This window comes from Peribacillus sp. NPDC096622, from assembly GCF_044762665.1.
Lineage (GTDB): Bacteria > Bacillota > Bacilli > Bacillales > DSM-1321 > Peribacillus > Peribacillus frigoritolerans_B.
Genome location: NZ_JBIWES010000012.1, coordinates 47,420 through 59,458, shown reverse-complemented (window position 1 = coordinate 59,458; position 12,039 = coordinate 47,420). Strand labels below are relative to the sequence as shown.

Annotated in this window: 13 protein-coding genes and 1 riboswitch; of the genes, 2 read left to right on the top strand and 11 right to left on the bottom strand. The window is 41.2% G+C overall.

Features of this window, described 5'->3' with window-relative positions; genetic code table 11:
• Positions 1–202: 202 nt before the first annotated feature.
• A complete protein-coding gene (gene acnA / locus ACIQYG_RS19685; RefSeq protein WP_402841329.1) occupies positions 203–2,914 on the bottom strand; it encodes an aconitate hydratase AcnA in 2,712 nt (903 codons plus the stop codon).
• A gap of 387 nt (positions 2,915–3,301) precedes the next feature.
• Here acnA and sspO point away from each other — a divergent pair, with 387 nt between their 5' ends.
• Complete coding sequence (gene sspO / locus ACIQYG_RS19680; RefSeq protein WP_034312428.1) at positions 3,302–3,454, top strand: small acid-soluble spore protein O; 153 nt, start codon at positions 3,302–3,304, stop codon at positions 3,452–3,454.
• Between the two features lie 161 nt (positions 3,455–3,615).
• Here sspO and ACIQYG_RS19675 read toward each other — a convergent pair whose 3' ends face one another.
• Complete coding sequence (locus tag ACIQYG_RS19675; protein ID WP_095393699.1) at positions 3,616–3,879, bottom strand: hypothetical protein; 264 nt, start codon at positions 3,877–3,879, stop codon at positions 3,616–3,618.
• Between the two features lie 114 nt (positions 3,880–3,993).
• Between ACIQYG_RS19675 and ACIQYG_RS19670 the strand changes: the two genes are divergently transcribed.
• Positions 3,994–4,137: a small acid-soluble spore protein P gene (locus ACIQYG_RS19670; RefSeq protein WP_083450736.1), complete on the top strand. Its 144-nt coding sequence runs from the start codon at positions 3,994–3,996 to the stop codon at positions 4,135–4,137.
• A gap of 190 nt (positions 4,138–4,327) precedes the next feature.
• Here ACIQYG_RS19670 and ACIQYG_RS19665 read toward each other — a convergent pair whose 3' ends face one another.
• From ACIQYG_RS19665 to tenA, 9 genes are read right to left on the bottom strand one after another with little or no spacing between them, the layout of a single operon-like run.
• Entirely contained in the window at positions 4,328–5,347 is a 1,020-nt protein-coding gene (locus tag ACIQYG_RS19665; RefSeq protein WP_402841324.1) for a thiazole biosynthesis adenylyltransferase ThiF, read from the bottom strand.
• On the bottom strand, positions 5,344–6,111 hold the full coding sequence (locus ACIQYG_RS19660) for a thiazole synthase (protein WP_063233542.1): 768 nt from the start codon (positions 6,109–6,111) through the stop codon (positions 5,344–5,346). The genes ACIQYG_RS19665 and ACIQYG_RS19660 overlap by 4 nt, the downstream gene beginning before the upstream one ends.
• Before the next feature lies 1 nt (position 6,112).
• On the bottom strand, positions 6,113–6,316 hold the full coding sequence (thiS, locus tag ACIQYG_RS19655) for a sulfur carrier protein ThiS (RefSeq protein ID WP_402841320.1): 204 nt from the start codon (positions 6,314–6,316) through the stop codon (positions 6,113–6,115).
• Positions 6,317–6,330: 14 nt separating this feature from the next.
• Entirely contained in the window at positions 6,331–7,455 is a 1,125-nt protein-coding gene (gene thiO / locus ACIQYG_RS19650) for a glycine oxidase ThiO (RefSeq protein WP_402841317.1), read from the bottom strand.
• A 1-nt stretch (position 7,456) separates the two neighbouring features.
• Entirely contained in the window at positions 7,457–8,068 is a 612-nt protein-coding gene (tenI, locus tag ACIQYG_RS19645) for a thiazole tautomerase TenI (protein ID WP_402841314.1), read from the bottom strand.
• 44 nt (positions 8,069–8,112) lie between these two features.
• Positions 8,113–8,889: an energy-coupling factor transporter transmembrane component T family protein gene (locus ACIQYG_RS19640; RefSeq protein WP_402841312.1), complete on the bottom strand. Its 777-nt coding sequence runs from the start codon at positions 8,887–8,889 to the stop codon at positions 8,113–8,115.
• Positions 8,890–10,353, bottom strand: coding sequence for an ABC transporter ATP-binding protein (locus ACIQYG_RS19635; RefSeq protein WP_402841309.1), 1,464 nt, complete (start codon positions 10,351–10,353; stop codon positions 8,890–8,892).
• 18 nt (positions 10,354–10,371) lie between these two features.
• On the bottom strand, positions 10,372–10,950 hold the full coding sequence (locus ACIQYG_RS19630) for an ECF transporter S component (RefSeq protein ID WP_402841306.1): 579 nt from the start codon (positions 10,948–10,950) through the stop codon (positions 10,372–10,374).
• A 15-nt stretch (positions 10,951–10,965) separates the two neighbouring features.
• A complete protein-coding gene (gene tenA, locus ACIQYG_RS19625; protein ID WP_402841303.1) occupies positions 10,966–11,649 on the bottom strand; it encodes a thiaminase II in 684 nt (227 codons plus the stop codon).
• A 135-nt stretch (positions 11,650–11,784) separates the two neighbouring features.
• Positions 11,785–11,913: riboswitch (TPP riboswitch) on the bottom strand.
• Positions 11,914–12,039: the final 126 nt, after the last annotated feature.

The following is a 12,039-nucleotide window of genomic DNA, read 5'->3' as shown; positions in this document are numbered from 1 at the left end:
TCCCCCTAGTCCCATTACAATAAAAATATTAGTCCATTTCCAGAAATAGAACAACTTCCCTATTCCATCTTATCAATAAAAGGGTATGCAGAAAAGTGCAATTCCTTTAAATCATATCATGATATCACTTTGTTTCATAAACTTGACACAAAAAAAGCGGTAAACCTATATAATTAGGTTTACCGCTTCCTAAAAGCTGAAATTAGCCTTTTAATTTATTACGTAATACCATTTGAAGGATACCACCGTGACGGTAGTAATCGATTTCGATTTCGGAATCGAAACGAACAAGTACATCAAATTCTTTTACGTTTCCAGCTTCATCAGTAGCTGTAACTTTTACGATATCACGCGGTTTAACTGTTTCGTCGATTTGAACTGCGATCGCTTCTTTACCAGTTAATCCAAGCGTTTCAGCGTTTTCGCCTTCTTTGAATTGAAGTGGAAGAACACCCATTAATGCAAGGTTAGAACGGTGAATACGTTCAAAGCTTTCAGCGATGACTGTTTTGATGCCAAGAAGGTTAGTACCTTTCGCAGCCCAGTCACGAGAGCTTCCCATACCATAGTCTTTACCAGCGATTACTGCAAGACCTGTTCCATCAGCTTTGTATTTCATACAAGCATCATAGATAGCCATTACATCGCCTGTTGGCCAGTAAGTAGTGTAACCACCTTCTGTACCTGGAGCAACTTGGTTACGGATACGGATGTTTGCGAATGTTCCGCGCATCATTGCTTCATGGTTACCACGACGAGAACCATAAGAGTTAAAGTCACGCGGTTTCACACCGTTTTCACGAAGGTAGATACCAGCTGGTGTATCTTTACCGATTGCACCTGCAGGAGAAATGTGGTCAGTTGTTACTGAGTCACCGAATTTACCAACTACACGCAAGCCTGAAAGTGGGTTAACTGAACCCGGTTCTGGTGATAATCCTTCAAAGAATGGAGGATTTTGAATGTATGTTGATTTAGAATCGAAAGCATAAATAGCTTCGTTGCTAGTTTGGATTTCGTTCCAACGTTTGTTATCGTTGAAGACTGTTTCGTATTCTTTACGGAATAACTCAGGTGTAACTGTTGCTTTAACAGCAGCGTTAACTTCTTCTTGTGATGGCCAGATATCAGCAAGATATACATCGTTACCATCTTTGTCTTTACCAAGTGAATCATTGTTAAGGTCAAAGTCCACAGTTCCAGCAAGAGCATAAGCTACAACCAAAGTAGGTGAAGCAAGATAGTTTGCTTTCACAAGTGGGTGAATACGTCCTTCAAAGTTACGGTTACCTGAAAGTACTGATGTTACCAAAAGATCTGCTTCTGCAACAGCTGCTTCGATTTCGTCAGCCAATGGACCTGAGTTACCGATACATGTAGTACAGCCGTATCCAACTACATTGAATCCTAATTGGTCAAGGTATGGTTGAAGACCGGCATCACGAAGGTAACCAGTAACAACTTTAGAACCTGGTGCCAATGATGTTTTTACATAATCTGGAACAGTTAAACCTTTTTCAACTGCTTTTTTAGCAATAAGACCTGCTCCTAGCATTACATACGGGTTAGAAGTGTTCGTACAGCTCGTGATTGCAGCAATTGCAATCGCACCTGTTTTCATTACCGTTTCTTTACCGTCGGCAAATTTAACAGTTACTTCTTTATCCAATTCAGAATTGTCCATGCCAAAACCTTGGTTGCCCATAGGTGCATTGATAGCGTCATGGAAAGATTTTTTCATTTGAGAAAGTGGAATCAAATCTTGCGGGCGTTTAGGGCCTGAAAGGTTTGGTTCGATTGCTGAAAGGTCGATTTCCACAACATCATTGTATGCTGGATCTTCGTTTTCAGGAGAGTAGAACAAACCATTTTCTTTGCAGTATGATTCAACCACTTTAATTTGTTTTTCATCACGGCCTGTTAAGCGCATGTAATCGATCGCTTCTGCATCAACAGGGAAGAAACCAACTGTAGCACCGTATTCAGGAGCCATGTTAGCGATTGTTGCACGGTCAGCAAGTGGAAGGTATCCTACTCCTGGGCCGTAGAACTCAACAAATTTACCAACTACGCCGTGTGCACGAAGAACTTGTGTTACTTTCAATGCAAGGTCAGTAGCTGTTGTACCTTTAGGAAGTTGGCCAGTCAGTTTAACACCAACGACTTTTGGAACTGGGAAGTAAGATGGCTGTCCAAGCATGCCTGCTTCTGCTTCGATACCGCCGACACCCCAACCAAGAACACCAATACCGTTGATCATTGTAGTATGTGAATCTGTACCGAAAACAGAATCAGGGAATACTTCGAAGTCGCCGTTTGGAGTTTCAACAGCATGAACCACGTTCGCAAGGTACTCTAGGTTAACTTGGTGAACGATACCAGTTGCCGGTGGAACTGCACGATAGTTGTTGAATGATTTTTGAGCCCAGCTTAGGAACTGGTAACGCTCTGCATTACGTTCGAATTCAAGATCCATATTGGCATCAAGGGAATCCATTGTACCTGCTTTATCAACTTGTACAGAGTGGTCAATTACAAGGTCAACCGGGATTTCGGGGTTGATTTTGTCAGGATCTCCACCAAGTGCTGCGAAAGCATTACGCAAAGAAGCTAAATCAACAACAACTGGAACACCAGTGAAATCTTGTAGGATTACACGTGAAGGCTTGAACGGAACATCTATATCTTGTTGCTCGCTTGTTCCCCATTTAGCAAGGTTCGCAACGTGTTCTTTTGTGATTACTCTTCCGTCTACTTGGCGAAGTACCGCTTCAAGTAATACTTTAATGGAATATGGAAGGCGTGATACTTTGCCATCCCCTGCTTTTTCAATAGCGTCTAGGCTGTAGTAGTTGTAGCGTTGCCCGTCAATTTCAAAGGACTTACGCGCTTGGTATACGTCATTTTTCGTCATGAATATTACCCCCTATTAAACTGTCAGAACGTATTCTGCACATAAAAGTAAAACCTGGTTCACTGAAACCATGTTTACAATAAATATAAGTAAAAAAGTTAGTTTGTCGAATTTTTCTCTCTCTTCTCCCACCCTAACTCTTCCTTCAACTTAATACTAATATAGAAATGAGTATAAGTAAATAACAAGAAAGTTATTGTTTTTGATAAGTTTCTCTTATAGAAAAATATCCCCCACATATTAAAGTGCATCTAGGAAACCTTGCTGATATGCATTTTCTTGAAAAAACACCTATTTTCGGCCTGATAAATTATTCCAGCAAAACATATTGTTACTTCATACATAATCATTCGACATTATCGCATTCTATGGGTGGGAGGTGTCGAAATGACAAAACAAAAGGCAAATCATGTTATACCAGGTATGAATGCTGCAAAAGCGCAAGGTAATGGAGCTGGATACAATGATGAACTGGGAAATGAACCGCCATTATCGGAAATGCAAAGGCAAAATAATAAAAAAAGAAAGAAAAACCAATGATTCCCTTCATTTCTAGGCTTTAAATAGGATAGGCTTTTTGAAATGGCAGATGTCTGCATTTTTCAAAAAGCCTATTCCATTCTAAAATCAGGAAACGCATAAGTAATACGCGCAAAACCCACGAATAAAGCGCATGAACTCACGACGATAGAATCTGTCACTCAATAATCCTCTGAATTGACCTCATTGACGATTGCCTGAATATCCTGTTCGAATTTTCTCAATTGTTCTTTCTGATGTTCGGAAGCAGTGACTAAAGCAGATTGTATTTGCTGATAGGCCTCGTTCACTTCCTGCTTCACATGTTTCAATTCCGTTCCATAATTCGGTGCGTTCTTCTCAATGGATGAGTATACATCAAATACTTGTTGATAACTTTGCTGGGCTTCCTGGAAAGTCCTTCGCTTATCTTGTTTATCCTGCATTTTGGTTCAGCTCCTTAATTAGTGTCCATCCATAGCATGTACGAGGTTTGCAAATATATGTATGTGAATAAAATTTCACGGACTGATTATCTTAAGAGATAGGAGGGATCGAACATGAACAAAAACGATGGTAAAGATATTCGGAAAAATGCTCCTAAAGGAAATAACCCAGGTCAACCAGCACCGTTAAGCGGTTCTCATAAGGTGAAAAACAGGCAACACTCCCGTCAGAAGCATAATAGCAGTCATGATATGTAAGCTGTCTAAATAATCGTTCCATAACAAAGCGGTGCCGCCCCAAAAAAAAGGCAGACACCGCTTTCGTTTTATTTTTGTGAAGCAAATAAGTCACATTGGAAAATGTTCAATACCTTCCTATTATAAGGGCATCTTTTTTTGGCACTCTTTCGCGGGTTTAAACGTGAATTGCAAGTCCGTGCCATCCATTTCAGCCAAAATAACGATGATACAACGTTTTTGCTTCTGCAATATCTTTTGTTCCATGAATCAACGCCCGCCCGTCTTTAAAAACGACCAACCGATGGGTTCCGATGGTAAATGAAAGTAAATAAGGATTCCTGACGATCTTACCACCTTGTGCGAGAAGATTATTTTCGAGTTCCGCTAAGTCTCTTTCAAGCTTCATTGCCGGCCGAATTTGGACAGAATCCCTTCCGCATAAAACGGCAGTCTTTGTTCGATTTGAATAAGAGAGGTGGGGATACGTTCGATTTGACCCACATGACAAACAAGTATCTTTTTTTAATTGCGCTACATTTATGGATGAATGTTCATTTTTCCAAAGATCAAATGAAACGATTTTGTTTCTTAGCGACTCATGATCTTCGACAAGGATTTTTAAAGCTTCCGCCATTTGATGGGCAACGACCGTTTGAACGGCAGGGCTGATGATTCCCGCCGTATCACATGTCAGCCCTCCAATCGGGACCGTTTCCAGCAAACAATTCAAACATGGGGTCACCTCTGGGATCACCGTGTAACTTATCCCATAACTCCCTACACAGGCTCCGTAAATCCAGGGTATTTTATATTTTTGCGCAGTATCGTTAATAAGCATCCTGGTATCGAAATTATCAGTGGCATCCAATATCAAATCCACGCCTTCAACAAGCTTCGCCAATTCATCAACCGAAACATCCGCCACATGCGGTTTTACGATTACATCCGAATTTAGCGCATTCAAGCGATTCTTCGCTGCCACTGCTTTCGGTATTCTTTTTTGTGCATCTTCTTCACAATATAGCTGTTGTCTTTGAAGGTTGCTCCACTCTACATAATCTCTGTCAACAATGGTGAGTTTCCCAATTCCGGCCCGTACAAGGCCTTCCGAAGTTCCCGTACCTAGAGCACCCGCTCCAATCACCAAAACGTGTTTTTTGCGAATTTTCAATTGCCCTTCTTCCCCTATAGGGCCAAAAAGTTCTTGACGTGAATAACGCTCATTCATCCAATGCTCAATCCTTCAACTGGGCTGCTTGCAATCGCGTAATCATTTTTTTCGATTCTCCCTGCTTCGTACCCCAATCGTCCTGCCTCAATGGCAAGTTTCATTGCTTTCGCCATCTTGACTGGATCTTTTGCTCCGGAAACAGCAGTGTTAAGTAATACGCCATCCGCCCCTAATTCCATGGCGATTGCTGCATCAGAAGGTGTTCCGATCCCTGCATCAACAATTACCGGAACCTCTGATTGTTCCATGATAAATCGTAAGTTCAGTGGGTTTATAATGCCTTGACCAGAGCCAATTGGTGAAGCTCCGGGCATGATTGCATGGCACCCCACTTCTTCCAGGCGTTTAGCGAGCAACACATCATCCGAAGTATAAGGTAATACGGTGAATCCCAGTTTCACTAATTCTTCAGCAGCTTTCAATGTTTCAATAGGATCAGGCAGCAGTGTTTTTTGACAGCCAATGACTTCAACCTTGATCATGTCACATAAGCCAGATGCTTTTGCAAGATGGGCTATGCGCACTGCTTCTTTGGCTGTTTTAGCTCCTGCTGTATTTGGAAGGAGTGTGTATTTCTTCAAATCTAGCTTTTCTAAAAAATTGGGCTGACTGGCTTCAAAAATGTTCATTCTCCGGACCGCGAATGTTAATATTTCCGTCTCCGAAACCTCCACTGATTGCTTTTGAACATCGAAATTTGGATATTTTCCAGTACCTAATAATAATCTTGAAGAAAATTCATAAGAACCAATCTTTAACATATCATCCGCCTCCTACAAAATGTACAATCTCTACCTTGTCTCCATTTGATAAAAGTGTTTCACTTAGACTTTCCTTTGCTAATATTTCATCATTCAATTCAACAATCACTACTTTTTTATGTAGATTAAAGTGTTGCAAAAGCCCTGTAACTGTTGATTCTTCAGCAGGAATCCGTATTTTTTCCCCGTTAATAATCAATTCCAATTCATCCACCTCCATTAAGTTAAAAGGGGCTGTATCGAACGGTCCAATCGAAAAGCGGACCATTCTGGATTTGCCTTACTTTCTAAAATATCCGCTATAAGTACACCTGTAATTGGAGAAAGCAGGATGCCATTCCTATAGTGCCCAGTTGCAATGAAAAGTCCTTTGCATGCCGGATGTTCACCAAAGTACGGCAAGCCGTCCCCAGTTTGGGGCCGTATACCTGCCCATGCCTTTTCCAATTCGCTTCCTTTAATCGCCGGAAGCAATTGCTTTGCTCTTTCTATTAACGTAGAAATCCCGTCAAGACTTACCTTTTCATCGAAAGTGTTCGCTTTTACCGTTGCCCCGACAATGATTCTCCCGCCAACTTTGGGCACAAGATAGCAGCCATGTGAGAAGATTGTCTTTTCAAGCAATGGACGATCGGTCAGGACGGAAAAGCACTCTCCCTTTACTGGATAACTGTCGAGTCTCATCCCTGTTCTTTCAAGGAGGAGCGCACTCCAAGCGCCACCTGCCACGATGACATTTTCACTTGAAAATCCACCTATGTTCGTGACCACTCCCTTTACGCATCCGTTTTCCGTAACCAAATCGGAGACATGAACAAATTCCTTTATATCTACACCAAGGGCAGCTGCAGATTCAGTAAAAGCGAGCGACAGCCTAGTGGCTGAAACTTGTCCATCTTTCGGAATGAACATAGCTCCTTTAATTTCATCCGATAAAAGCGGTTCCATTTTCCTTATTTCGGCAGTCGATAGCCAATCTGCCTCAAGTCCCGCCTCTTGCTGGACTCTGATCATGTTCTTCAACTCGGCTACTTGATCATTCGTTAGCGCCACCTTAAACATGCCCTTGTTCACTAATTCGATGTCTATCCCACTTATGTCTTTTAATTCTTCCGCCAGTGCAGGAAACATCCCCCTGCTTCGGCTTGCCAATGTAAAAAGCGGGTTATCAGCATCTAACTCGGCTTGTGCCCCTAACATCCCGGCTGCAGCACTGGATGCTTTACTGGCAAGTCTGTCTTTTTCCAATAAAAGGACCTTTTTACCTCGCTTGGCTAATTGGAAAGCAATGGATCCACCTATTACTCCTCCCCCAACAATGATTGCATCATATATGGAATTCATCTTATGTCTCCTTTCCCAAAGACTTCGAATATTCTTTAACGGCTTCAAGCGGATTTTCAGCTTCAAGCACACCTGACATGACGGCAATTCCGCGTGCCCCCGCATCCAGCACCACTTGGCAATTGAAAGGAGTGAGTCCGCCTATCGCAATTATCGGAAGATTGACATTTCTTGTGATTGCATGAAGCTCCTCAACTCCCTTAGGAGGAAGGCCGATTTTTGAATCCGTTTCAAAAACATGTCCATAAATCGCGTAATTGGCCCCTTTGCTGAATGCGGCTTTCGCTTCATCCATGGAATGAATCGAACAGCCAACATTCAATCCTGGAAAAGCTCCTTTTACGACTTCTGCATCTAAACTATGAAAAGCCAATTGCACACCAAATACTTTGTGTACCCAGGCTACATCCACGCGGTCATTAATGATGATCTTAGAAAGCGGAATCTTTTTATCATGTAATAGACTCACTGCTTGATAGAGTTCCGTGGCACTCATATGTTTTTCCCTTAGATAAAAGAAATCAACATGTTCCTGAATGTTTGAAGCGATTTCCACAAACTTTTCAATTGGCTGTTTCCCAGTAGAAATAATATGCAATTCATGTGCATTCATACTAGAACCCCTAACTAGTAAAGTTACAATTTCATAAAATCAAATCAAATAGATACTAACGGGAATTGAATCGATAGATAAAAGCCGGCCAACAGCAGGATGATAAAATACAGAATGAAACTATAGTCCTTTTTTGAAAACCCAAATTCATAATAGTATGTTCGTTCCCGACTGTCTGTAAATCGCTTCGCCTCCATCGCAACCGCGATTCGGTGAGCACGTCTGATGCTTCCGGATAGCAACGGGATGGAATAGGCTTTCATTTTAAAATATACCGATCTTATTCCTTTTCCCCTTTCGAAACCGCGTACCTTCATCGCGTTTCGTATCGTTTGGAACTCCTCCATCATGATGGGAATCAGCCTTAATGCCGCCATGAAACTATAGGCATATTTCGGTTTAAGCCTAACTTGCTGCATTAACGAATAAAACAAGTTCACTGGTCTCGTCGTTAAGGAAAAAGTTAAACCAAGGGCCGCAAAGAACAAAGCTCGAAAGCCTACCAGTAATCCCTTCATGAAACTTTCTTCCGTAATCGATATTAGGCCCCACTCAAACCAAAGCGTCTCACCTTGCCCGAAAAATATCATTGCAGAAGAGGTGGATATAAAAATGAAACAAAAGGGAATCGACAAAAGTAAGATGCGCATTATCGAATGCCCGGTAAAAAACAAAAATAAAAGTAATACGCCAATGGTGATGTTCATCATATAATTCAGGTCATGAATGAATAACGCCACGATGCATAACACAATCAGCACACCAAGTTTAAGGCTTGGATTAATTCTATGGAGCCATGTTTCTGCATTTGAAACATTCATCTACATGACACTCCTTTTAACTTTGGTCTCCACAAATCCTGAATGAGCAATTTTTTCATCACTTATTACGTTTCCGTCCTTAACCATCCAGATCCTGGTTGCAAAGTTTTCTGAAATATGATCGTCATGAGTTACCATGATCACCGTTATTCCGCGCCTTCGATATTCCTCAAACCATTCCAGTAATGCAAAGGTATTTTTCGAATCTTGTCCAAAGGTCGGCTCATCCAGGAGAATGATTTTTTTGTCTATTACGATTGAGGCGGCTACGCTTAAGCGACGCTTTTGACCCATTGATAATTGAAACGGATGTTTATCCCGGTGTGCCTTCAGGCGGAATACTTTAAGCAATGAGCGGACTCTCTCATCTATTTCTTGTTGCGGCCTTTTATCAATACGCAATGAATAAGCAATCTCTTCATATACAGTATTTGCAACGAACTGAAACTCAGGATTTTGAAAGACAAACGTCATATGATCCGTTGGATTTTTCACTCTTTTAATAGGGGTCCCCAATAATTCATACTTACCTTTCGTTTTTATGAACTGCATTAAGGCATGCAAAAGAGTACTCTTCCCCGCGCCATTTTCACCCCTGATTACAATCCATTCACCTGAATGTACCTTCAGCTCTTCAACCTTGATTTTTTCCTCTTTATTCCGAAAACCTCTAAAGCCTTGCACATCCATAAGGGGTGAATCATCTGTAAATGGGTGTTCCCGAATGGGTGCATATTTCTGTATATACTCATCCCAAACACCTGGGAACCAAATTCCATGTTCTTTCATTTCATTTTTATATAGTGAAAGAATGGTGTCTCTTGGACCATCAGCTATGATTTGACCGTCATCGTTAAAAAGCACGATTCTTTCGATGAATTCTAAAACATGGTCAATTTTATGCTCGACGATAATAACCGTTTTGTCTCGTCCGACTTCCTTCAACAATTCCCAGATTTCTTTCGTTCCTTCCGGATCAAGCATGGCGGTTGGTTCATCTAAAAATATAACTTCCGGTTCAAGGGCCAATACTGAAGCGATTGCCAGACGCTGTTTCATCCCGCCTGATAATGTTTCAATACTTGTATGGCCCAGGTTCAATCCTACTTTACGGAAATGATATTGAATCTTCTCTTTCATTTCTTCTTTAGGGACGGAAAGATTCTCAAGGACGAAGGCAATTTCCTCATCGGCAAATGGCATGCAAAACTGACTATCGGGATCTTGAAAAACATACCCCCACGAAGAAGGGCATTTCAATTTCTCCGTTTTCATCGGTACTTCGATGGAATTCGGAATCAATCCGCTTAACACTTGTAAAAGAGTCGACTTACCACATCCTGATGGTCCCAAAAGTAGCACTTTTTCTCCTTGATCAAACGATAGTGATAGGTCCTTGAATATCAAAGATTCATCACCGGGAAATTTCATTCTTAACTTTTCAACAGAAACGATTGGTTCCATGGCCCTCAACCTCTACTTTTAATCAAGTTCTGCATAATCTTTATTTGAAACCGGACGCACAAGATTAGTTACCCCTGTTGCTTCCAGGACTTTAACTAGATAATAGGCGGTCACACCAGCAAAGAATATGGAACCTACAAACCTCGCTATCATGAATAACGATAGATTCCAAGTAGAAAGCGCACCTATTTCCCCGTATGCAAAATCCATGATAACCGATGCCAAGCAGGAAGCTATCGCTGCTAAAATGGTCACCGGCATATTGAATTTTTTATATTTGAACCCCATGAACACCAGTTCCGCAAACAAACCTTGGACCACCCCATATAACAGTACGGTCAGCCCCCATGGTGAACCAAGAAAGAATTCCCCGGAAGCTGCAGCTATCTCCGCCAAAAGTGCCACACCCGGTTTCCGTAAAATTAAAAAGGCGACTGGCCCAGCTATAAACCACATACCATAAATAAGTTGATCCAGATGTAACCCTAATGGTTTAACGGAATAATAAACCGAACCCCAAAGAATATAAACGATTCCAAATGCAACCGCAATCACGATCGTGACTAATATATCCGTTAATTTCAATCCTTTTTTCATTGTTTCATTCTCCTTTTATACTTCTAGTGTTTCCTTATGAACAGGCCATGTCTCTAAACGATAAGCCATTTCCCAAAATGAGTATTCATATTGGCTACTAAGGATAAAATGCTCTTTCATTCTCTCCTTATCTTCATCAGTTACTTTTTCAGCAATCTCATCAAGCCTCGAAATTTGTTCTTCCACCAAAGTACGGAACCACTCTCCTCCGTAAGCCGCTATCCATTCTTGATAAATCGGCTCTTCGGGCATGCACCCTTGCAGCTTTTCACCTATCTCATAATACAGCCAGTAACACGGCAAGATAGCTGCAATAACATCTCCTAAATGTCCCGAATAAGCCGCACGATACATATGGGAAGTATAAGCATAAGCAGTCGGGGCTGGTTTGAAATTTTCCCGTTCTTCTTTTGTGATGCCTAATCTCTCGGAAAAATTCTCATGAAGCTTCAACTCCGCTTCATATGTTCCTTGTGCATGTCCGGCAAGCCTGCTTGTTGTATGTAAATCTGTAGCTTTGACTGCCCCTAAGGCTTGAACTCTAGCAAAATGAGATAAATAATAGGCATCTTGCATGACATAAAAACGAAAACTCTCCATTGGCAGAGTGCCATCTCCTATTCCTGCAACAAACGGGTGATTAAAACTAGCTTCCCAAATGTGATCCACTTCCTGACGAATTTCCTCTGAAAACTTCATGTCCATGACCTCCAAATTGTATTTTTTGAATGAATGTTACGAAAAAAACTTTTATCACCCCTTTTTTTGCAAACAAAAAACCACTTTCTTAAACGTAAAGAAAGTGGTTGTACAAGAAATAATACAGAAACGTATTGTTCCAGACCCCCACTTCCCTACGCTGGTATAAACCAGATCAGGTTCTAAGGGTCTTAAAGTCATACTTTAATCTCAGCTTCTGCGGTAAAAACACCTTTTACCTATAAAGCACCCCTAGTGGTACAAATTGTATATTTAATTTTCATTTGCCTTTATATTAACACGATAAATCCAATTGTCAAACGTATTAGAAAAGTTTTCATGATTTAGGGTTACTAAACAGTCAATCTTGCAACCATCATTTCCCGTCAG

Coding starts and splice junctions, on each gene's coding strand:
- ACIQYG_RS19665 (WP_402841324.1), bottom strand. CDS start 5,347: ATGAATGAGCGTTATTCACGTCAAGAACTTTTTGGCCCTATAGGGGAA.
- sspO (WP_034312428.1), top strand. CDS start 3,302: ATGACAAAACAAAAGGCAAATCATGTTATACCAGGTATGAATGCTGCA.
- ACIQYG_RS19670 (WP_083450736.1), top strand. CDS start 3,994: ATGAACAAAAACGATGGTAAAGATATTCGGAAAAATGCTCCTAAAGGA.
- tenA (WP_402841303.1), bottom strand. CDS start 11,649: ATGAAGTTTTCAGAGGAAATTCGTCAGGAAGTGGATCACATTTGGGAA.
- thiO (WP_402841317.1), bottom strand. CDS start 7,455: ATGAATTCCATATATGATGCAATCATTGTTGGGGGAGGAGTAATAGGT.
- ACIQYG_RS19640 (WP_402841312.1), bottom strand. CDS start 8,889: ATGAATGTTTCAAATGCAGAAACATGGCTCCATAGAATTAATCCAAGC.
- ACIQYG_RS19635 (WP_402841309.1), bottom strand. CDS start 10,353: ATGGAACCAATCGTTTCTGTTGAAAAGTTAAGAATGAAATTTCCCGGT.
- tenI (WP_402841314.1), bottom strand. CDS start 8,068: ATGAATGCACATGAATTGCATATTATTTCTACTGGGAAACAGCCAATT.
- acnA (WP_402841329.1), bottom strand. CDS start 2,914: ATGACGAAAAATGACGTATACCAAGCGCGTAAGTCCTTTGAAATTGAC.
- ACIQYG_RS19675 (WP_095393699.1), bottom strand. CDS start 3,879: ATGCAGGATAAACAAGATAAGCGAAGGACTTTCCAGGAAGCCCAGCAA.
- ACIQYG_RS19660 (WP_063233542.1), bottom strand. CDS start 6,111: ATGTTAAAGATTGGTTCTTATGAATTTTCTTCAAGATTATTATTAGGT.
- ACIQYG_RS19630 (WP_402841306.1), bottom strand. CDS start 10,950: ATGAAAAAAGGATTGAAATTAACGGATATATTAGTCACGATCGTGATT.